20 protein-coding genes are annotated in these 20,057 nt (G+C 61.8%); 6 read left to right on the top strand and 14 right to left on the bottom strand.

The genetic code is table 11. The features are described from left to right. Positions 1–38 precede the first annotated feature (38 nt). Positions 39–242 carry a DUF4089 domain-containing protein gene (locus PP263_RS15120; protein WP_308364469.1) on the top strand — a complete coding sequence of 68 codons (204 nt, stop codon included), beginning with the start codon at positions 39–41 and terminating at the stop codon, positions 240–242. Beyond that, on the top strand, positions 239–1,633 hold the full coding sequence (locus PP263_RS15125; RefSeq protein WP_308364470.1) for an AtzE family amidohydrolase: 1,395 nt from the start codon (positions 239–241) through the stop codon (positions 1,631–1,633). The genes PP263_RS15120 and PP263_RS15125 overlap by 4 nt, the downstream gene beginning before the upstream one ends. Positions 1,634–1,713: 80 nt before the next feature. Here the strand turns inward: PP263_RS15125 and PP263_RS15130 are convergent, their stop codons facing one another. Then, entirely contained in the window at positions 1,714–3,033 is a 1,320-nt protein-coding gene (locus PP263_RS15130) for an NCS2 family permease (protein ID WP_308364471.1), read from the bottom strand. 496 nt (positions 3,034–3,529) lie between these two features. Between PP263_RS15130 and PP263_RS15135 the strand changes: the two genes are divergently transcribed. Genes PP263_RS15135 through PP263_RS15145 form a run of 3 tightly spaced genes read left to right on the top strand, consistent with a single transcriptional unit; the run spans position 3,530 to position 8,514 of the window. After that, positions 3,530–5,221 carry a VRR-NUC domain-containing protein gene (locus tag PP263_RS15135; protein WP_308364472.1) on the top strand — a complete coding sequence of 564 codons (1,692 nt, stop codon included), beginning with the start codon at positions 3,530–3,532 and terminating at the stop codon, positions 5,219–5,221. 26 nt (positions 5,222–5,247) lie between these two features. Continuing rightward, on the top strand, positions 5,248–7,707 hold the full coding sequence (locus PP263_RS15140) for an ATP-dependent DNA helicase (RefSeq protein WP_308368619.1): 2,460 nt from the start codon (positions 5,248–5,250) through the stop codon (positions 7,705–7,707). Positions 7,708–7,716: 9 nt separating this feature from the next. Further along, positions 7,717–8,514 carry a CLCA_X family protein gene (locus tag PP263_RS15145; RefSeq protein ID WP_308364473.1) on the top strand — a complete coding sequence of 266 codons (798 nt, stop codon included), beginning with the start codon at positions 7,717–7,719 and terminating at the stop codon, positions 8,512–8,514. 136 nt (positions 8,515–8,650) lie between these two features. On the opposite strand, the gene PP263_RS15150 is transcribed toward PP263_RS15145, so the two are convergent. From PP263_RS15150 to PP263_RS15205, 12 genes are all read right to left on the bottom strand, one after another. After that, a complete protein-coding gene (locus tag PP263_RS15150; protein WP_308364474.1) occupies positions 8,651–9,040 on the bottom strand; it encodes a hypothetical protein in 390 nt (129 codons plus the stop codon). Positions 9,041–9,281: 241 nt separating this feature from the next. Beyond that, positions 9,282–9,488, bottom strand: a complete 207-nt coding sequence (locus PP263_RS15155) for a cold-shock protein (protein WP_183462604.1) — start codon at positions 9,486–9,488, stop codon at positions 9,282–9,284. Positions 9,489–9,837: 349 nt separating this feature from the next. Further along, complete coding sequence (locus PP263_RS15160) at positions 9,838–11,454, bottom strand: M20/M25/M40 family metallo-hydrolase (protein WP_308364475.1); 1,617 nt, start codon at positions 11,452–11,454, stop codon at positions 9,838–9,840. Between the two features lie 89 nt (positions 11,455–11,543). Then, on the bottom strand, positions 11,544–12,890 hold the full coding sequence (locus PP263_RS15165; protein ID WP_308364476.1) for an SLC13 family permease: 1,347 nt from the start codon (positions 12,888–12,890) through the stop codon (positions 11,544–11,546). 74 nt (positions 12,891–12,964) lie between these two features. Beyond that, the gene (locus PP263_RS15170) at positions 12,965–13,699 is read right to left on the bottom strand and encodes a hypothetical protein (protein WP_308364477.1); all 735 of its coding nucleotides are present in this window, start codon (positions 13,697–13,699) and stop codon (positions 12,965–12,967) included. Between the two features lie 27 nt (positions 13,700–13,726). Continuing rightward, positions 13,727–14,137, bottom strand: coding sequence for an ACT domain-containing protein (locus PP263_RS15175; protein WP_308364478.1), 411 nt, complete (start codon positions 14,135–14,137; stop codon positions 13,727–13,729). 176 nt (positions 14,138–14,313) lie between these two features. Then, positions 14,314–15,015, bottom strand: a complete 702-nt coding sequence (locus PP263_RS15180; RefSeq protein ID WP_308364479.1) for a hypothetical protein — start codon at positions 15,013–15,015, stop codon at positions 14,314–14,316. Between the two features lie 81 nt (positions 15,016–15,096). Beyond that, positions 15,097–15,576, bottom strand: a complete 480-nt coding sequence (locus PP263_RS15185) for a hypothetical protein (RefSeq protein WP_308364481.1) — start codon at positions 15,574–15,576, stop codon at positions 15,097–15,099. Positions 15,577–15,724: 148 nt separating this feature from the next. Then, entirely contained in the window at positions 15,725–16,189 is a 465-nt protein-coding gene (locus tag PP263_RS15190; RefSeq protein WP_308364482.1) for an ecotin family protein, read from the bottom strand. A 30-nt stretch (positions 16,190–16,219) separates the two neighbouring features. Further along, positions 16,220–17,401: a c-type cytochrome gene (locus PP263_RS15195; protein ID WP_308364484.1), complete on the bottom strand. Its 1,182-nt coding sequence runs from the start codon at positions 17,399–17,401 to the stop codon at positions 16,220–16,222. 107 nt (positions 17,402–17,508) lie between these two features. Then, positions 17,509–18,195 carry a thiol:disulfide interchange protein DsbA/DsbL gene (locus tag PP263_RS15200; RefSeq protein ID WP_308364485.1) on the bottom strand — a complete coding sequence of 229 codons (687 nt, stop codon included), beginning with the start codon at positions 18,193–18,195 and terminating at the stop codon, positions 17,509–17,511. 162 nt (positions 18,196–18,357) lie between these two features. Next, positions 18,358–19,008 (bottom strand): c-type cytochrome, encoded by a 651-nt coding sequence (locus PP263_RS15205; protein WP_308364486.1) that lies wholly within the window; start codon positions 19,006–19,008, stop codon positions 18,358–18,360. A 135-nt stretch (positions 19,009–19,143) separates the two neighbouring features. On the opposite strand from PP263_RS15205, the gene yihA reads away from it, so the two are divergent. After that, positions 19,144–19,770, top strand: a complete 627-nt coding sequence (gene yihA / locus PP263_RS15210) for a ribosome biogenesis GTP-binding protein YihA/YsxC (RefSeq protein ID WP_308364487.1) — start codon at positions 19,144–19,146, stop codon at positions 19,768–19,770. 117 nt (positions 19,771–19,887) lie between these two features. On the opposite strand, the gene PP263_RS15215 is transcribed toward yihA, so the two are convergent. After that, positions 19,888–20,052: a hypothetical protein gene (locus tag PP263_RS15215; protein WP_308364489.1), complete on the bottom strand. Its 165-nt coding sequence runs from the start codon at positions 20,050–20,052 to the stop codon at positions 19,888–19,890. Between the last annotated feature and the right edge of the window lie 5 nt (positions 20,053–20,057).

A 20,057-nucleotide genomic window follows, 5' to 3' on the forward strand; every position in this document is an offset into this window, starting at 1 on the left:
CACAGCGCATCCACCCTACGCAACTATTGAGAGTCTCTATGGCAACAGAAAGCCACTTTGATCCGCAGACTTATCTGGAACTGATGCAAACCGTCGCGGGCATTCCCGTCCGCGACGAGTGGAAAACCGGCGTGGCCCAGCACTTGGCCACCGCAGCAAAAATGGCGGGAATTGTGGAATCGGCGGAGATAGACCCGGACACCATCGACCTCGCCAATGTTTTCCGGGTGAAGTCGCCGTGAACGGACTGCTCTTTTCCTCCGCCAGCGCCATCGCCGACGGTGTAAACAGCGGCCGCTTCAGCACCAGCGAAGTGGTGGATTTTTTCCTCGCCCATATCGAGGAGCAGCATCCGACCCTGAACGCCTTTACCCGGGTGCTGGCCGAGCGGGCGAGGCAGCGGGCCGCACAACTGGACGCGATGACGGCCCGGGGAGAAAACCCCGGCCCGCTCGCCGGAGTGCCCTTTGCAGCGAAAAACCTGTTCGATATCCGCGGCCTCACCACCCTCGCCGGCTCGGCGATCAACGTCGGCAACCCACCCGCCCGCGAAGACGCATTGCTGATCCAGCGCCTGGAGGAAAAGGGGGCGATACTCATTGGCGCCCTGGGCATGGGCGAATACGCCTACGACTTTACCGGCGAGAATCGCCACTACGGCAACTGCGCCAACCCCTGGAACACCAAGCATATGAGCGGCGGTTCCTCCTCCGGCTCCGGCGCCGCGGTGGGCGGTGGACTGGTGCCGCTGGCACTGGGCTCCGACACCAACGGCTCCATCCGTGTACCCGCGTCCTTCTGCGGCATCTTCGGCCTCAAGCCCACCTATGGGCGCCTGCCGCGCACCGGTAGTTACCCGTTCTGCGACAGCCTCGACCACGTCGGGCCCCTGGCGCGCAGCTGCGAGGACCTGGCCCGCAGTTTCGACGCCATGCAGGGCTACAGCGCGAGCGACCACGCCTGCGCAGATCGGGCACCCATGGATACGATGGCCGAATTGGAAAAGGGTGTAGATGGTTTACGCATCACCCGCGCCGCTGGCTATTTCTCTTTGGAGGATTTTCCCCAGGCGCAGCGCGCGGTGGACAAGGTGTGCCGGGCCCTGGAGTGCACCGACGAAATCGAACTGCCCGGCACCCTGGAGGGCCGCTCCGCGGCCTACCTGATCACCAATGTGGAAGGTAGCCGGCTGCACCTGTCGCGGCTGCAAACCCGGCCGCAGGATTTCGACCCGGACACCCGCGACCGCTTTATCGCCGGTGCCCTGCTCCCGGCGGCCTGGTACGCGCGCGCCCAGCAGGTACGGCACTGGTATGCGGAAAAGGTGCGCGAGGTGTTCGCCAATGTGGACGTAATTGTCGCCGCGGCGACGCCCTGCGTGGCGCCGCGGATGGGGGAGAAAATATTGAATATCCGCGGCGAGGAACAGCCGTTGCGGCCCAACCTGGGCTACTTCACCCAGCCAATCTCCACCGCCGGCCTGCCCTGCTGCGTCGTTCCCACCCTGGACGAGAAAAGCGGCCTGCCTATCGGCGTGCAGATTATCGCCGCGCCCTGGCGTGAGGACTGGTGCCTGCGCGTGGCCAACCACCTGGAGCAACAGGGCTTCACCGCCCCACGCCCCCACCTGTAGGAGCGGCCCATGGCCGCGATCGGCCTGCACTACGAAGCAATGCCGATCGCGGCCATGGGCGGATGGCCGCCCCGCCGCTCCTACAAAAAACCAAACTTCAATACAAAAATCCCGGCCACCAGATAAACCACCGGCGGGCAGGTTTTCACCTGTCCGTTCAACAACTTGATGGCCGCATAGGCGATAAACCCCAACCCGATACCGTCGGCGATGGAATAGCCCAGGGGCATGGCCAGCGCAGTAATCACCGCCGGCGCGCTCTCGCTGTGATCGGACCAGTCCACATCCCCCAGGCTGCGCGCCATCAGGCAGGCCACAAACAGCAGCGCCGCCGCCGTGGCGCAGGCGGGGACACTCTGCGCCAGCGGCGCAAACAACAGACACAGCAAAAACAACAGGCCGCAGACAATCGCCGTCATCCCGGTGCGCCCGCCGGCCTCGACGCCGGCCGCGCTCTCGATATAGCTGGTAGTGGAGGAAGTGCCCACCAGGGCACCCACTACAGTAGCCCCGGAATCCGCCAGCAGCGCCTTGCCCAGCCGAGGCAGCGAACCGTCGGCGCGCACCAGCTCCGCCCGGTTGGCCACACCCACCATGGTGCCGGCGGTGTCGAACACATCCACCAACAGCATGGTGAGAATCACCGTGACCATGGACACCTCGAAAGCGCCGGCAACATCCAACTGTAAAAATACCGGCGCGGGCGATGGCGGCAGGGACATCAATCCCTTGAACTCCACCTCCCCCAGCACCCAACCGGCAACGCTCACCGCCAGAATGCCGATCACCACCGCGCCGGTCACCCGGCGCTGCGCCAGTGCGGCGATCAGCGCAAAGCCGACCAGGCACATCAGCGGCTCAAACGTAGTCAGGTCCCCCAGCGCCACCAGGGTCGCCGGGCTGTCCACCACCACCCCGGCCTTGCTCAGGGCGATAATGCCCAGAAACAGCCCGATGCCCGCGGAGATACCCAGCTTCAGGTTGCGGGGAATGGCATTGATCAGCCACTCCCGGAACGGCAGCAGGCTCAGCGCCACAAACAGAATCCCGGACAGAAACACCGCCCCCAGGGCTGTCTGCCAGGCGTGCCCCATCCCCAGCACCACCGCGTAGGTAAAGAAAGCGTTCTGCCCCATCCCCGGCGCCAGCGCCACCGGGTAATTGCCCAGCAGCCCCATGGCAATGGACCCAAAGGCCGCCGCCAGGCAAGTCGCCACAAACACCGCCCCGAAATCCATCCCCGCCTCGGAGAGAATCGCCGGATTGACGATGGAGATATAGGCCATGGCCAGAAACGTGGTAAACCCCGCCAACACCTCCCGCCGCCAGAAGCCGACCTCCACGTGCTCCCTACCGGTCTCCAGCTGGCGAAAATTGAAATAGTCCGCGACTCTCTGCATAGCAATCACCTGGCCACTAGATTCGGATGTCGTTTTTCGCCTGCAATTTCTAAACCACACGATCAGGATTTAAGGGCGCGAAGTTCTGTAAACGGGATTTCAATATACTGAGCAGCTCTTCATATTGTTTTGCTTTCATACCTTTTGCTCCTTGCTCTATTCCGTTTGATCTTCGCTCGGCAGGCCTTCCGTTCGACCACCTCGGCCCTCACAACTCTCTCTGGCGACCGCCACGCAATCGGGCGCGGCTAAATTTGTGCATATTCTTTGCGGAAAGCGGAAGCGCGGCAAGCGCACAAAGCTTGCGCATATCTGACCGCCGGATGGCTGGGCGGTCGCTCCCGGGATTTGTTCATGCCCTATGCATCCTGTATAACTGTACAGTATCCAGGCGACAGGGAAAGCTCTCCACATAGCTCCTCGAACACGCCTTCCCAATAGAAGTACTGGGGCAGAAGCCCCTGGAAAACCAACCACGAGCAATACGCAGTAGAACATGGCTGTCCCCGTTGAACTGGCACCGGATTATTACCTGACCAACTTCCGCGCCCTGGTGGACTTTGTGATGGCTCGCTATGAGCCACTGCTCTCGGATGGGGAGCAGCAGTTTTACACCACTTTCGGGGCGCTGGATATCGACAGCCAGCGGCTGTACGTGCGGCTGTTGTCACGCAAGGGGGTGCCGTCCTCGGCGGGGTCCTTGTTTCGCCAGAGCAAGCTGGTTTACGCCGAAATTGATTACCTGCCCCGGGCCGCGGACCGGTTAGTTGAGGCCGGTTTGTTGCGGCGCGACCCGGAACTGCCCCTGGGGGAATGCCTGCCGCTGTTCAGCAAGGCGGAATTGCTGGCCCGCAGCCCCATACCTCTGTCCAAAACCCTGAAACGCCAGGCACTGGAGCTGGCGTTGCTGGAGCAAGGCGCGGACCAGACGGCGCTGCTGGACGCCTTGTTGTCGACTGAATCCCTGTTGGCGGTGCAGGCGGCGGAGCACTTCGAAACCTTTAAGCTCTGCTTTTTTGGCAACTTGCGTCAGGACCTGACCGACTATGTACTACGGGACCTGGGGCTGTACCGCTACGAGAATTACCCACTGGATCGACGGCACCTGCCGTTCCAGAGCCGGGCGCAGATCATCCAGCACCTGCGCTATTACGACTGCCTGGAGCAGCTGGAAAGCACGCTGTGCGCCGGACCGGACACGATCCTGGCGCTGGCTGAGCAACTGCCCGAGAACAAAGATAAGGCTGAGGGCGATGCCACCCTGCACCGGCGCCTGGATCGCCTGCGCCTGGCGCTGGCCAGGCAGTTGGAACGACTGGACGAACTGGAGGCAGCCGACCAGCTGTACCGGCGCTGCACACGGCCGCCGGCCCGGGAGCGCCGGGCACGTATCGCCGTCAAGCGCGGCGATATCGATGCGGGACTGGCCCTGTGCCGGGAGATACTGACGGCGCCCCACAACGAAGCGGAGCGGGTTTTTGCGGAGAGTTTTGGTTACCGCACCGCCAGGCGGGAGGGGCACCTGGCGGGCTGGGAACCACCGGCCCGATACCAGCCGCCCACCCAAACCGAGGTACTGCCGCAGGCGCCGGAGCGGGTGGAGCTGCTGGCCGCCGCCTATCTGCAAGAGGGTTCTCCCCGCCCGCAAGCAGACCAGTGTTTTTACGTGGAAAACAGCCTGTTTAACGGGATACTGGGGCTCTTTGCCTGGGACATCGTTTTCGCCCCGGTGCCCGGGGCTTTTTTTAATCCATTTCAAGCGGCGCCCAGCGACTTTCGCACCCCCGACTTTTATCCGTTGCGCCGGGCCGCGTTCGAACAGCGCCTGGCCGAACTCGACAGCAACAGCCTGGCGCATCGGGTGTGGCAGCACTATCGCGAGAAAAAGGGCATCGCCAATCCGCTGGTGGCCTGGGAGGCGCTACCGGAAACGCTGCTGGAACTGGCGCTGACGCGCATCCCCGCCGACCATTGGCGGCAGTTGTTTCAGCGCCTGCTGAGCGACATCGCCCATCACCGAAGCGGCCTGCCGGACCTGATTCTGTTTCCGGCGACGGGCGGCTATGAGCTGGTGGAAGTGAAGGGGCCCGGCGATCGCCTGCAACAAAACCAGCTGCGCTGGCTGGCGTTTTTTGCCGAACACCAAATCCCCCACCGGGTCTTGCATGTGGAGTGGCAGCAGCCTTGAGCGGGACAACGACAGCCTTGAGCGACATGACAGCCGAGAGTGATGCCCCGCCCCTGCAACTGCCGGTGGGACAACTGGTCGCGTTTGCCTGCCGCCGCGGTGACCTGATCGGCGATACCCCGGGCGGGCCCTCGGCCCAAGAGGGAATTCGCGCTCACCAGAAACTGCAAAAACAGCGCCCACCGGGCAGTGAAGCCGAGTACAGGCTACAGGTGCAATGGAACTGCGAGGGCCAGGCGGTGATCCTCAGCGGCCGGGTGGATATCCTGCACCCACAAACGGACCTGCACCGGCCGGTACAGCTGGATGAAATTAAAACCACCTACTACCCGCCCCGGCAATTGCCGGAGACGGTGCGCCAGTTGCACTGGGCCCAGCTTAAAGTCTACGGCTTCTGTTACCTGTTGCAGCGGCGGGCTGATGCGGAGAACCCCGCTACCGATGACGGCCGCGTGGCTCTGCAGATGTTGTGGCACAACCTGAAAGAGCAAAAAACCTACCCGGAGCTGCACGAGTTCAGTTGGTCCGATCTGGAAGACTTCGCCCACGCAGCGGTGAGCGAGTATCTCCATTGGCATCGAAGCTGGCAGCAGCATCGCCAGCAGGTGCAAACGTCGGCCCGGGCGCTGGCGTTTCCATTTCCCGATTATCGGCCCGGTCAGCGAGAGCTGGCGGTGGCGGCATACCGCTGCCTGCGCGATGGCGGTGAGCTGGTGGTGGAAGCGCCCACCGGCATTGGCAAAACGGTAAGCACCCTGTTCCCGGCCATCAAGGCACTGGGGGAAGCCCAGGTGGATCAGCTGGTTTACCTGACCGCCAAAAATTCCGGTCGCCAGATGGTGCGGGAAACAGCAGCGCGGCTGCACGACAAGGGACTAAAACTTTCACTGCTGGAAATACAGGCGCGGGACAAAACCTGTGCCTGCCGTCTGGGGTTGTGCAGCCGGGATGCCGATGGTATCTGCCCACGCACCCGGGGCTTTTTTGATCGCCTGCCCGAGGCGCGACGGCAACTGCTGGGCGAAGCCCTGTTAACCCCGCCGGTGGTTGCCGGGGTGGCGGACCGCTTGCAGTTGTGTCCGTTTGAGTTGTCGCTGCAGATGCTGCCCTGGGTCGATCTGGTGGTGTGCGATTTCAATTATGTGTTTGATCCCCTGGTCCGGCTGAATGCCCTGCAGGATCAACAGCAGCGGCGGGCGCTGCTGGTGGACGAAGCCCACAATCTGAGCGACCGCGCCCGGGCGATGTACAGCGCCACCTTGAGCCGCAGAGACAGTCGCCGCGCCGCGGCGGCCTGTAAAGGCTCACACCCGGGATTGCGCCGGAGTATTCAGTCACTGGTGAGATCCCTGGATAAATGGGTGACGCAACGACGACAGGAGGGCGCAACACCAGAGGCAATTGCGGACCGGAATGTCGAGCTGTGGGTAACTCCCCTGTCCGAAGCTGAATGCCACCCGGCAGCCGTCACCCGCGCCGCCCACAAAGTTGTGACAGAGGTCAGCCAGCTGTGGGAGCTATCCCAGCCGCCTCCGGAAGCGATCGGCGACTGGTTAACCGCGCTCTACCGCTACCTGTGTATTGAACAATTGCAGGCGGAGCAGCATCGTTGCCTGACCCGGGTGGAAAACCGGGACACTCCCTGGCAGGAACAGCAGCTGAAATTGCTGTGCCTGAACGCCGCCGATTACCTGCAGCAGTGTTATCAACAGTTTCACGCTGTGATTGCATTTTCTGCCACGCTGCGGCCTGCCGCCTATATCTATCGCCAGCTGGGGCTGCAGGCGCAGTCGCCCTACCTGATGTTGCCATCGCCGTTTCGGTCCCAACAGCTGGGGGTCTATCTCTGTTCCTATGTGGACACCCGTTACCAGACCAGGCACCGGGCCACCGATGCTCTGGTAGATATGGTGATCCGGGTTTATCACAGTCGCCCGGGCAATTACCTGGTGTTCTTCCCGTCCTATCGTTTTTTACAGCAGGTGGCCCAGCGTTTTGCAGAGCGGTTCCCGCAGATTGAGCTGCTGCTGCAGGAGCCCGGGGCCAGCGACCGCGAACGCGCCGTGTTTCTGGAATGCTTCAGCGAGGGCCGCCAGAGCCTGGGATTTGCCATTATGGGCGGCGTTTTTGGCGAGGGAGTGGATTATGTGGGCGAACGGCTGGTGGGCACCATCCTCGTGGGTGTGGGCCTGCCGCAAGTAAACGAGGAGCAGGAATTGCTGCGCCGGGTTTGCGATACATCCGGAGACCATCTTGGCGGTAGCGGTTTCGATATTGCCTATCGCTACCCGGGCATGACCCGGGTGCTGCAGACCGCTGGCCGGGTGATTCGCACTGAGTCGGACCGGGGGGTATTGATCCTGGCCGATTACCGTTTCGCCGATCCCTTTTACCGGGCTCTGTATCCGGAGCACTGGCAGCTGCAGACCTGCAGTAGTGGTGAAGCGCTGTCAAACGGGCTCAGCCGGTTCTGGGAACTTGAGTGAGAAAAATTTATGGTGTCATTCCGAAAGTTTTATCGCCGTGGACCCCATCGACTGGGTCAGCATCCGGTCACCTTTGCGGACGTCAGAAGAGAATTTGGTTTCAGGTCCATCGGTATCGGCCGCTGGGTCACGCAGGAGGAGCGCGATCGAGCCGCCGGCCTTTTTTATGAGGCCCTCACCGATTTGATGTGGATACTACAGGGGCCTCCGCTCCTGATCTCCCTCCGGCAAACGTTGTCCTTTCAATATGGTATCGGCGGGCGCCCGGGGATATCGGCCTTCTACGAGCCTTCGACCAGGAATTTCTCACTGGCGAAAAATGCCGGCCCTGGGTCCATTGCCCATGAGTGGTTTCATGCACTCGACCACTATCTTGCCGACAAGGCATTCAGCGATGCTCCCCGCGGAATGTTCGCATCGGAAGCCTGGCTGCGCGACGCCACTCCGGCGCCCCATCCCCTCAATGATTGTCTCTACGCCTGCTTCAGATGCATTATGTTGGATGAGGAAACCGGGAAACCCAGTGATCTGGTGCGAATATCCAATCAGTTCGACAAAGAAAAAGGCTGTGTGTATTACGGCGATCCCGCAGAGCTGTGCGCCCGTGCGTTTGAAGCATTCGTCCAGGATTCCAGTATCAGTAACAATTTTCTCGTGTCCGGAACCAAAGCCACTAAAGAAGCCCACATGGGTCTCTATCCAACGGGCAACCATCGCCAGCGCATTAATGCTGCCTTCAGAGAGTACTTTACTTTTCTGGGCAGGGCTTTGCAGGCGAATTTAAACCGTTCCGTTCATGAACATTGAGAAAGTTTTTAGAAATTTGTGATTTTCAACAGCAGTGGGAAGCGACAAAAGATCTTCTTTGGTCAAGCGCCATGTTTTACGCACTTTTTGAAAAATACATACGATTCCATGGCAATCAGAAAACTGGATACGGCAATTATGCCCCGGTACTCCACTGAATCTCGTTGATTTCCGGTGATTCCGAAAGCACCCGAGATAAGGCTTCCAGTAATGGAGCCGCTATCTCAACCGGAGCTTTGTTTCGGCCAAACATACTCTTGGCTTTAGGGTCCAGATACACTCTCCAGTGGTTCTTTTCACCATCCAGGTTACCGCAACACAGCCAGTACTCATTGTCATCAACAATGTACTCGACAAACCAGCCCCAATCCTCGGAGTTGGGGTAACTGGACTCAACCCCCCTCTTTGCAAGCTCTTGAGAAAGCCACCAAGCCAGTTCCGCACCATAGCATTGGGGATTTACCTGGGCGTCTTCAGATAGAAACGGCTGAAATAGATCCGATTTGAAATCTACGCACGTGTTCATAGGTTCTGCCGCCAATCCAACAACAAAGCCATAGGATCAGCCTCGATTTTTCATCATGCACATACAAAAACGGCGGAACCTCTTATCATTACTGCATTAATACAGTTCGATAAGAAATTCCGCCGTTCCTGCATCTGAATTCGTGCAATATCCAGGCTGGTACGGGCCAAAGCAAGCGCAGCTTGCGGAGGCCCGGCCCGCCAAGCGGGCATAGGTGGCCAGCCTGATTATATGCTTTCCCTTACAGCGGGCGAACCTTGTTTGCGCAGGGGCCTTTCTGGCCCTGACCCACTTCAAACTCAACGGCCTGGCCGTCGTTCAATGTGGCATAGCCGCCACCCGCTTGAATTTCCGAGTGGTGAACAAACAGATCTTTACTACCGTCTTCGGGAGTAATAAAGCCGAAGCCTTTATCTGCGTTAAACCACTTTACTGTACCTTTAATCATATTGCGTCTTTCTCACTGTGGTGATCTTAAAATTCTATTTCCGCTACCACTATTACGGAAGTAGTCTGTGAATTCAATTGACACATAACATTTATAGCGTGCCCAAAAACCGGCATCAATCTTACTTGGTGCACTTTGGGTATAACAATGCTTTGGAGCCATTGAAGCGTCAAGCTTACAGCAAAATGCCAGCATTTGCTCACTATCAAAAAAACATTCGGTGAACCTTATATCCATGCCTCTCTTAAAGGCCGGTAAGTCATTGATTTTATGGAACTTTCTACTCGCCCATCATTTGGGCTCACCGAGGCAATGCGAGCGTATCCCGGTCCCCGGTTCTTTAACGAAGCTATTCACCCCCAAACAACCCCCCAAAAAAATTCCCCTCATACCAGCGCGGTCTCTCATCGGCGTCCGCCACTTCCCGCGCAATGGCGTAGTTCACCTCCGCAAACTGCTGCGCGGCGATGTAGTCGATCTGTTCGTCCGCCACGTCGGTGGGCTGATGGTAACGCTCTTGCAGAAAGCGGTTCTGCATGGCGGTGCCGTCGATTTCCGGGTTCTGCGCTTCGCGGCCGGTGATCAGGTAGATGGCGGGAACGCCCTGACGCACAAAGTTGTAATGGTCACTGCGCACAAAGATCACCTGTTCCGGCATGGGATCGGGGCTCAGCTTCAGGCCGGTGCGTCTGGCGGCGCGCTCAGCGGTGGCGCCGAGGGTGGAGTGCTCGGCGCCGAAGGCGATGATGTCGTTGAAGGGATAGAGCAGCATGGGCATATCGAGGTTGATATTGGCCACCATGGATTGCGGCGGTACCGGGGGGTGCTGGGCGAAGTAGTCGGAGCCCAGGAGGCCCTTTTCCTCGCCGGTGACCGCCACGAACAGCAGTGAGCGGCGCGGCGCGCGGCCGGATTCCCGGAACAGGCGCGCGGCCTCCAGCATCACCGCGATGCCGGCGGCATTGTCCTGGGCGCCGTTGTTGATGCGCCCCTCGCTGTCCACGCCGATATGGTCCAGGTGCGCGGAGAACACGACGTATTGATCTCTCAGATCGGGATCACTGCCCGGCAACAGCGCTACCACATTGGGGCTGTGGATATTTTTGTGCACCGCGCCGCTGGTGAGGGAGGCGCTGTAGGGCAGCGCGAAGCCGCGCGGCACCAGGCCGTGTTCCATCTCGGTAAAGATGGTGTCCAGGCTGCGCTCGGCGCCGATAAACAGCTGGCGCCCCGCCGGCATATCGAGCATGACGCCGGGGTGCAGGCCGGGGACGGCGTCGCCGGGAATGCCGTCGGCGCGGAGCCAGTCCAAAGTGTCGTCGTGCAGGTGTTCCAATGAACGCTGGAAGGACCAGCGCTGTTCGCGCTGCGGCGTGTTCAGGCTGATGATCCCGACGGCGCCGTGGCGCACGGCGGTTTCGCGCTTGGTGCGCCGGGACGAATAGTGAGCCCCCACTTCGCTGGGCAGTTTTTGCGGACGGCCGCTCAGTATCACCACGATCTTGCCCTGGACGTCCAGGTTCGCGTAGTCGTCCACGCCGTATTCCGGTGCCTCTATGCCGTAGCCGACAAATACCAGTCCGGCGGTGGTGACAGTGTCCTCGCTGACGGTGGGCGGTGCGGCGATAAAGTCCTCACCGAAATTGAACGTGATATCGCCGTCGCGGCTGTGTATCACCAGGGTGGGTTCGCGATTACCCCAACTGGCCTGGCGGAAGGGCACCTGCTGCAAGTAGCCCTGGGTGCCGGCGGGCTGCAGCCCCAGGATCTCGAATTGCCGCGCCACATAGTCCGCCGCCTGGCGGTAGCCGGGGCTGCCGGTCTCGCGCCCGGCCAGTTCGTCCGCGGCCAGGTACTCCACATGCCGGCGGATATTTTCGCTGTTGGCGGTGGGCAGCGGTTCGAGGGAGGTGCAGGCCCCCAGGGCGCATGTAAGCAGGGCGCCGAGCAGAAGTTTTATTCTCATCCGGAATTCTTTTTTCTTGGATCAATGAAAGAGGGAGAGTCCGACAAGTCCCTCTCCCCGGCCCTCTCCCCGGAGGGGAGAGGGGGGCATTAAGCCAGTAAGGTTACCATGGCCCACAGCAGCGGGATTGCGGCTAGGTTCAACAATAGGCCGGCGCGCAGCATCTGGCCCTGGCGGATTGCGCCGGTGCCGTAGGCGAGGGCATTGGGCGGTGTGGCCACCGGCAGCATAAAGGCGCAGGTGGCGGCGATACCGACACCGAATACCAACGCATAGCTGATCGCCGGGTCGAACTGCTGCGCCAGGGCGTAGATCACCGGCACCAGGATGGCGGCGCTGCCGGTGTTGGAGGCCAATTCTGTTAGGAAGATCATCAGCGCGATGCCGGCCATGACCAGCAGCCAGCCGGGGGCATTGCCCAGACCTGCCAGCAGCGACTGTGCCAGCCACACGGAAGTGCCGGTTTCCTTCAGGATGACCGACAGGCACAGGCCGCCGCCAAACAGCAGCAGTATGCCCCAGTTGATGTGCTCCTGGAGTTTGGGCCAGGTGACCAGCCCAAACAGCGGCGCCAGTGCGGTAATGGTAAGCCCGACGATCGCATCGAAACTCCTGCCCAGCCCCAGCGCGCGGCTGATTTGCGAGGAGAAAACCCAGGCGATCACCGTACATACAAACAGCGCCACCGCGCCGGTAGCCCTGGGCGTCCATTTGGCGGTCTCCACTTCGGCGTGCATGATCCGGGCGTTTTCTCTGCCCGGGCGCAGCACCACCCACAGCGCGGCCAGCACCAGGGGGAACATCACCAGGGTTACCGGCAGGCCCACTTTCAGCCAGGCGGCAAAATCCAATCCCAGGGCGCGTCCGGCGATGGCGTTGGGCGGACTGCCGACGATGGTGGCCAGGCCGCCGATATTGGCGGCATAGGCGGTGCCGAGGACGATGTAGGTGCGGGTGCGCGGAAACTTTTCGTCCACCAGCGACAGGGCGATGGGCAACATCATCGCAGTGGTGGCGGTATTGCTCATCCACATGGACAGGAAGGATACGACGGCCATGAAGCCGATCAGTGTCAGCCACAGGTGCCCGCCTCCCAGGTGCAGCACCCCCGCCGCGAGACGGCGGTCGATACCGTGGGTGTGCAGCACCGAAGCCAGGGTAAAACCGCCCATAAACAGGAAGATAATGGTACTGGAAAAGGGGGCCAGGGCATCGGCCGCGGGCATCAACCCGCTGAAGTAGGCCGCCGCCGGCACCAACAGCGCGGTGACAGGGAGCGGAACTATCTCGCTCATCCACAGGCCGGCGGCGGAGATCAGGATAAACAGCCCCAGCTTTTCCGGACCCTCACCCACCGCCGCGCCGGCGAGAAAATGGGCCAGCAGTATCCAGGCGGCTATAACCACAAGCTTGACAGGCAGGGAGAGATTTATCACCGACGTGCTCCGAGATATTTTTTGTTTGTCGTAAGATAACAAATTACCCAGGGCGCAGGTGAAGAGCCTTTATTTCATTCGCCCGGAAAACTTTTCGCTATCGCTCTCGCCGCCTGTTCGTGGGCGGTATCCGGACAAAAATCCCCGTGTGCCGACAGCAGGTGCGCAAACGGCAGGCGCAACAGGCGCTGGAAATCCGCCAGCAGCCAGTGGGCCAGGTCCTTTCCCTCCGGGGTCATGCGCATGCGCCAGATGGGCGCTACCTGCATGCCGCGCCGGAAGCCGGACAGGCGCAGTAAATGTTTGCCGCACCAACTGCAGCCGCACCAGTTCTCCCAGTATTGCAGGGCGTCGCAGGTCAGCAGCAAGCCGCCATCCCCGGGGACCCAAAGTGCGGCCTCGGGAAAACGGCCGCGGCTGAATTCAAAAAAGTACCCGCCGGGCACCGGGCAATCACCGCCCTCCCGCAGCCACTGGTCCGCCGCCGGCGCGGGATAGAAGGTCGAGTTGGGCTGGCGCCAGAAGGTGAGATTGAATTTGTCGCGGTAGTAGAGATCGTCGCAGCCGTGGTAATAGCCGAGGCGCACCGCGTGGCGGATATTGCCCAAGTCCAGCAGTTTTTCCTCCACCGCCGGGCGCAGGCGCACCGGGTTGACCAGTATCAGGTCGTCACCACAGCGCACTATGCCCATATTGCGCTTGACCACGGTGGCAGGAGCGAGTTTCGTTGTGCCCGGCAGGCAGAAGAATTCCGGCAGCAGTCGCCGGATTTTACCGTGGGGTTGAGCAGGGGGGTAGGCGATCCGCATGGGAATTGCCGCGGTTTCGCCGGCCGGTCACGAGTACTGCGCCCGGTTGCTGGCGCCGCGCAGGATCTGCAGTGCCTCCTGCGCGCTATCCCGCGGCACGAAGACATGATCGTGGCGCAGCGCCGCCACCACATTGGCGCTAATGCCTGCGCTCGCCAGCTCGCTGGCGATGGCGGCAGTCAGGCCCGCTGCCTCGAGGCTGGAGTAGACCCGGAGGGTGATCTGGCAAAAACTGCCGCTTGCCTCCAGCTCCTCGCGTTCCGCTACCGACTGCGGCAGAATCACACTTACTCCCTCTCTTTCGCGAAACAGGCACAGGCAGTCCTGCCACAGGGACCGCGCCCGCTCTTCATCCAGCAGACAGAAAGTATAGGTTTCATCCTCCAGGCGGGGCTCCATATTCTGTAGCAGTTTTTGCAAACGCACTTCTGCATTCATACATACTACCGGGTCGGAAGGAAAGGATACCCCTCTCCCGGGACACGCTGTAAATACATCCCTGTACGCTCGTAATCGGCATCCCTGCCTCATACGGTCCCGGGAGAGGGGTATCCTTCCCTTCCGCCTTATTGGTAAGTTGCCGGGTTGTTGCTCTTTTTCAACGGCGCGGGCCGTCAGTCCCGACTCGCCTTGGGGTCGGTGCCACCGGCCGGCATCTCTGTAAACTCTTCGCCTTCAAATTCCGGCTCGCCCTCCGCCGGAGTGGTATCCACGGCAATATCGCGCCGGGCCTCCCGCTCCCAGCGGTCCAACACCAGATCGATATCTTTTTCCAGCTCGACGTCGGGAAATTCCGGGCAGGGTGCATCTTTCACCGGGTTGTGCCAGCCGGACAACGGGGCCACAAATACGATCAGGGATTTGTGCAGGTGATTTTCGCCGATACTGGCTTCGGTCCAGGTGGTCTGCCAGGCGAATTTTCCCTTTACCGCGTAATCGCTCTCGTAGGATTTGAGAGTGAGGAAATAGGGATAGAGCCTACCGCCCCGGCATACGATGCGCCGCTCCGTTTTGATATTGGCCATCTGGGTAAAGGGATCGAAGTACCAGCGGATGTCGTAGCCGTAGACAAAGCGCATTTCCCCGTTGCGCTCGATAAACGCGTAAGAACGGCCACTGCCGTCTCCTTTCAGGCTCCATACGTGGCGCGCCTCGCCGTCCCGGGAGATCAGCCAGGAACCTACCCACTGTTCGGCGGAAAGACGGGATTCGGCTTGCCAGCCCTCGACCTCTTCGTCCTCGTCGTCTTTCGCCGCCAGGGCCGCAGCGCAGGCACTCATCAGCACCAGCGCTAGAATAAAGCGCCGCTGTAGCACAGCCTTACTCCAAATCCGCTTTATTCTTCCGTGAAGTTTTTTCCTGTTTCTCCAGTCTCAACCGGCGGCTTTCATCATCGCTCAGGAGCCCGCGAGCTTCGGGCACTCATTGCCCGCCCGCGGAGTCTGCCAGCGGCTCAGGCGCCGCTGGAAGCTCAACAGTCCGCCGCCGTCCTGGAGCCAGTGGCGACCGTCCACTATCGCGAAGTTTAAGGTGACCGGGCTCCAACCGGTAAAAGCCACCGCAACCACGCCGCCGGTGCAGCGCACCGAGGCGCCGGTGCGCACGCGCACCCGGTCGCCCTGCAGCTTCCAGTTGATCGCGAAGCCATGGGACAAGCGACCACCATCGCCGAAGCCATAGGCGAAACCGGTGCCGTCGGCGTGCAATTGCCACACCAGTTGTTCGTCGCCCTCGCCCACCACCAGCCAGTTGCCGGCCCACTGACGCTGGGGGAACTCCGCCGCGGCCGGCGGTGGCGACAAGAGGAATATCAGCGAAGCGATGGCACAGAGGGAGGGAAGGGTTTGGCTGAGGGACAGGCGACGCAAAAACTTCATGCGCAACTCTTCTGTTACTGCTGAGAGATAGGGTTTGGGCAATGGCGATGAACGCCACCGCCTAATTTAAGGCTAGACGCAAAAACCTACCGTGGCAGCGGAAACGACAAAAAACTTTATTGATCCGCCACAGAACCCGGGGAAGAGTCTATTTTGAGTGGGCGTCCGAGAGGGTCTTGTCCGCGCGCCACACACGGTATTTCAGCTCGAAGCCTTCGGGCAGGTAAACCACCAGCGGCCGCTCGCTGTTGTAGGGGACCATCAGGCCCTCGTCACGCACACGTACGAAGCGCCGCGCTTCGCTGCCTTCGGGGCAGGCCTTGAGCGTGGTCGGGGCGGGGCGGGGCTCGCCCAGCACGTAGTAGCCATAGCCCCAGCCGGACAGGGTCCCGCGTTTCAGCGGCGCGCGGTAACCGCGCAGATTACAGTCCACCATTTCGTACTTGCCGGGCACCAGTTCCACCATAAAGCGGCTTTCGTCCGCCACCCTGGGCAGGTGAATCACCTGGCGCCGCTTGCCGTCGAGGCTCTCGGGGAAAGCGTCCAGGTCGGAGCAGGCGGCGGCAGTGGTAAACAGCAGCAGTGCGGCGAACAGGGCACAGCGTAGCGGCATGGCAGACCCCTTGGCGCGAAAACTCTCTGTTCAGTCTAGACGCCGGCGGCGCAGTCCGAGCCAGAGCAGCAGCCCCAGGGCCGCGGCGGCGGCGAACAGCAACCAGGCCCAGAGAGTCACCCGTCCGCTCTCGGCGGGAGGTTCCAGGCGCGCCTGGGCCTGGGCCAGCGCCGTGCGCAGTTGCTGGAAAGCGGCAATCACTTCAGTGCTGGGGGCGTCGCCCAGTATCGCGCCCCGCAGCGACTGCCACCGCTCCGCCAGCTGTGTTGCCAGGGGCGCGTCGCGCCCGGCCAACTGCTCGTGCACCGGCTGGTAGCCCTGGCGGAATGCAAGCATCAACTGGTGGTAGGCGGCGGCACTGTCGCCGGCGCGGTAGCTGGTCTCCGCCAGTTGCAGCAAACCGCCGGCACGCGCCAGGGGGTGTTCCAGCGCGCGCACTCGTTGTGGATTTCCCCGCCACCACATCAGTGCCGCGGCGGCGTCCTCGGGAAGCTCCACCGGCCGGGCTGTGGCCATCCCGGGCAGGCCGATCAGTGCCGGATAGCGCTGGGCCAGCTCCACCGGTGGGGGCTTATACGCGGCCGCCGCCAGATGGGCAACGGTTACCGCCAGGGCCCATCGCTGGCGGCTTGTGAGGTCACCGTCGATGCCACCGCCGTGCACCGCGTCCGCGGCGGGGTCGAGGGTGTTGTAGAGGTCGTAGAGGCTGAAATTGGCCATGCGCTCGGGATCGCCCAGCGCGGGCCCCCCGGTTCCCCCCTCGCCGCGTCCCCCGTGACAGGCGGCGCAACGCCTGGCGTAGAGGGGAGCCGCCGCGCTCGCCGCGGGCAACACATCCGCCGGCGAGCGCTGTAACTGGTAGAGGGCCGCGAGGCGGTCGGCGGCAGCGTTGGCGCGGCGGCGCACCTCCTCGGCATCCTGCTTTGCGGCGACGGCCGCGTCCAGTTCCAGCATGCTGTTTTCCAGCGCTGCGCGGCCCGGCTTATCCGGGAGTTGGCGCACCAACTCCAATGCGCGCTCCAGATTGCGCCGCTGCTGGCGGTAGAGAAAGGGATCGCGCACCTCGCCCTCCTGCACCGCCTCGGCGTAGTCCACGGCGATGTAGGACAGCAGGTTACTGGCCTCGGACGCCAGCGACTCCTGGGCGCGCACTTCGCCGGATAGCCACGAGAGAGTCAGCAGGCAGAGACTGAATAGCCAGGTACATCGCATAGGCGGGTATTTAGCGGGGTTTCGCAACAGATTAGCACCGCGGTGTGCGACGCACACCGCGGATAAAAAACCCCGCACGGGGCGGGGTTCGGGAAACGGGGGCCGGCTCAGCCTTTGTCCGCGCGCTCCTTGGCAATCAAGTAGTCGGCGACTTCCAGCATCATCTGCTGACCGTCGCTCTTGCCCTTGAAGCCCGGCAGGGAGGTGCTGATGCGGTACTTGCCGGCCACCACCACTTCCGGGGTGCCGGAAAGCTGGTAGGCGCGCTGGCTGGCGGAGCCCTGTTTCACCTTGCTGCTGATGGCGAAGGAGTTCATCAGCTTGGCGGCCTTGGCGCCATCGGCGCCGTGCTGGTTGAACAGCGCCTCGATGGCCTTCAGGTCCGGGTTCCACTCGCGGCCTTCGCGGGTGGCGAACATTTTGCGCTCGTTGTTGATGGCGTTGAAGATGGGCTGGTGCATCTTGTCCAGCACCCCCATGGCTTCGGCCACGTAGTACATACGCGCGTGCACCTCCATCACCGGCTGCCAGATGGCGGGAACCTTGAGCAACGCCACATCCTCGGGCGTACCCTTCTTCCAGTTCTCAAGGATCGGCTCGAAGTGGTAGCAGTGGCCGCAGCCATACCAGAACAGCTCGGTCACCTCGATTTTGCTGTCATCCTTTTGCGGTACCGCCTGGGGCAACACCTGGTAGTGCTGGCCCTCTTTGAATTGGCCGCTGTCCTGCGCACAGGCGGTCAGGCTGAGCAGCAGGGCGAACAGCAGGGAAAGGGGGGCGGCGACGGCTCTCATAGTCTTCTCCAATCGTTATTCTCGCGACCCCGCAAACGGGCCGATCGACTCAGTAGGACAGCGCAGATTATTGAAGTTCCCCGGCCAGGAAGCAAGGAAGCGAAACTCAAAACGCAAAAGGCCGGTCTCGGACCGGCCTTTTGGGAGAATGACAGCGGGTAATCAGTCAGTCAGGCCCGCCACATAGTTGGCCAGGGCCTTGATCTCGGCATCGGACAGCGGCTTGGCGACGCTGCGCATCACCCGGGTGTCGCCGTCGTTGGTACGGGTGCCCTCGCGGAAGGCTTTCAACTGGGTCTCCACATACTCGGCGTATTGGCCGGAGAGGCGTGGATAGCCGGCCGGGGCGTTGCCCTTGCCGGTGGGGGAATGGCAGCCCATGCAGGCCGGCACGCCAGTCTCCGGATTGCCGGCGCGGAAGATTTTGCGGCCCAGCGCCAGCCCATCCACCTTCTCCCCGCTGTTGAGCATTATCGACATGGGCTCGGAACCGGCCAGTTGGGTCTGCTGGGAGGCGAAGTAGGCAGCGATGTCCTGCAGATCTTGCTCGTCGAGGTTATCCAGCAGCCCGGCCATCTGCGGCACACTGCGCTCGCCGCTCTTGATATCCACCAGCTGCTTGGCCAGGTAGTTCTCCCCCTGGCCGGCCAGCTTGGGGAAAGTCGGGGCCGGGCTGTTGCCATCGGCACCGTGACAGGCGGCACAGACCGCGGCCTTTTCTTTGCCGGCGGCGGCATCTCCGGCCGCCAGGGCGAAGGGTGCGGCCATCGCCAGGCCGAGAAGCAGAGCGGTGTTCTTTATAATGCTGTTCATACGTCGTCCCGTTGCGCGCTGAAATATGCCATCTGGCGCCGCCCCCTCTAATAACTCCAACAAAAAGAGTTCTGCGACGCAAAAACCGCGGCATTATATACTTGCGCGCCAAGCGAAGGTACCCGGTGCACTCCTATGTCTGAAGCCCCCCCAGAACCTCTCAATTTCCGCGCAGTACAGTTTTTGATCAGCGCCCCCACCCTGGCGGAGTGTCCGCCGGACAGCGGCGCCGAGGTGGCCTTTGCCGGGCGCTCCAACGCCGGTAAGTCCAGCGCGATCAACGCGCTCACCGGCAACAGCAAACTGGCGCGCACCTCCAAGACACCGGGGCGCACCCAGTTGATCAATTTCTTCCGCTTGAGCGACGAGCAGCGTCTGGTGGACCTGCCCGGCTATGGCTACGCCAAGGTGGCGCGGTCGATGAAGGACGAGTGGCAGCGCCACCTGGCTTTCTACCTGGAGCAGCGCCAATGCCTGCGGGGACTGGTGCTGCTGATGGATATCCGCCAGCCGCTCAAGGAGTTCGACCTGCATATGCTCACCTGGGCCAACACCGCCGGCCTGCCGGTCCATATACTGCTGACCAAGGCGGACAAGCTGAAAAACGGCCCGGCCAACAATACACGCTTCGCGGTGGAAAAGGCCTTGAAGGAACAGGGGCTGGATACCGGGGTGTCGGTACAGACTTTCTCCGCCACCAGGAAAACCGGGCTGGACAAGCTGGAACGCAAGCTGAAGGAGTGGCTGGCGGAAACCCTGTAGAGCGGCCACTGGCCGCGATAAAGTTGGATGCCGGGGGCGAGCCATAGGGAAGCGGCGAATCGACGGCGGGCCTTGCCGAGCTGGAGCTCGGCGTTCCCAGGGGCCGCTCCTACAGGGTCACGATACCGAAGGGGTCAGCAGGGAATTGAGCAGCAACCGCCGCAACTGCCTGCGCGCCCGCGGGGTCAGCCCGCGCAATTCCTCCGCGACCAGGCGCCGCTGCAACAGTAGGAGCGCCAGGGTGTCCTCCCTGATCTCTATTTTCAGATAGCGCGATTCCATGGCTA

This window comes from Microbulbifer sp. TB1203, assembly GCF_030997045.1.
Lineage (GTDB): Bacteria > Pseudomonadota > Gammaproteobacteria > Pseudomonadales > Cellvibrionaceae > Microbulbifer.

Excerpts from the sequence above, each read along its gene's own strand:
- PP263_RS15120 (WP_308364469.1), top strand. The coding sequence starts at position 39 with ATGGCAACAGAAAGCCACTTTGATCCGCAGACTTATCTGGAACTGATG.
- PP263_RS15130 (WP_308364471.1), bottom strand. The coding sequence starts at position 3,033 with ATGCAGAGAGTCGCGGACTATTTCAATTTTCGCCAGCTGGAGACCGGT.
- PP263_RS15135 (WP_308364472.1), top strand. The coding sequence starts at position 3,530 with ATGGCTGTCCCCGTTGAACTGGCACCGGATTATTACCTGACCAACTTC.
- PP263_RS15140 (WP_308368619.1), top strand. The coding sequence starts at position 5,248 with ATGACAGCCGAGAGTGATGCCCCGCCCCTGCAACTGCCGGTGGGACAA.
- PP263_RS15145 (WP_308364473.1), top strand. The coding sequence starts at position 7,717 with ATGGTGTCATTCCGAAAGTTTTATCGCCGTGGACCCCATCGACTGGGT.
- PP263_RS15150 (WP_308364474.1), bottom strand. The coding sequence starts at position 9,040 with ATGAACACGTGCGTAGATTTCAAATCGGATCTATTTCAGCCGTTTCTA.
- PP263_RS15155 (WP_183462604.1), bottom strand. The coding sequence starts at position 9,488 with ATGATTAAAGGTACAGTAAAGTGGTTTAACGCAGATAAAGGCTTCGGC.
- PP263_RS15160 (WP_308364475.1), bottom strand. The coding sequence starts at position 11,454 with ATGAGAATAAAACTTCTGCTCGGCGCCCTGCTTACATGCGCCCTGGGG.
- PP263_RS15170 (WP_308364477.1), bottom strand. The coding sequence starts at position 13,699 with ATGCGGATCGCCTACCCCCCTGCTCAACCCCACGGTAAAATCCGGCGA.
- PP263_RS15175 (WP_308364478.1), bottom strand. The coding sequence starts at position 14,137 with ATGAATGCAGAAGTGCGTTTGCAAAAACTGCTACAGAATATGGAGCCC.
- PP263_RS15185 (WP_308364481.1), bottom strand. The coding sequence starts at position 15,576 with ATGAAGTTTTTGCGTCGCCTGTCCCTCAGCCAAACCCTTCCCTCCCTC.
- PP263_RS15190 (WP_308364482.1), bottom strand. The coding sequence starts at position 16,189 with ATGCCGCTACGCTGTGCCCTGTTCGCCGCACTGCTGCTGTTTACCACT.
- PP263_RS15195 (WP_308364484.1), bottom strand. The coding sequence starts at position 17,401 with ATGCGATGTACCTGGCTATTCAGTCTCTGCCTGCTGACTCTCTCGTGG.
- PP263_RS15200 (WP_308364485.1), bottom strand. The coding sequence starts at position 18,195 with ATGAGAGCCGTCGCCGCCCCCCTTTCCCTGCTGTTCGCCCTGCTGCTC.
- PP263_RS15205 (WP_308364486.1), bottom strand. The coding sequence starts at position 19,008 with ATGAACAGCATTATAAAGAACACCGCTCTGCTTCTCGGCCTGGCGATG.
- yihA (WP_308364487.1), top strand. The coding sequence starts at position 19,144 with ATGTCTGAAGCCCCCCCAGAACCTCTCAATTTCCGCGCAGTACAGTTT.
- PP263_RS15215 (WP_308364489.1), bottom strand. The coding sequence starts at position 20,052 with ATGGAATCGCGCTATCTGAAAATAGAGATCAGGGAGGACACCCTGGCG.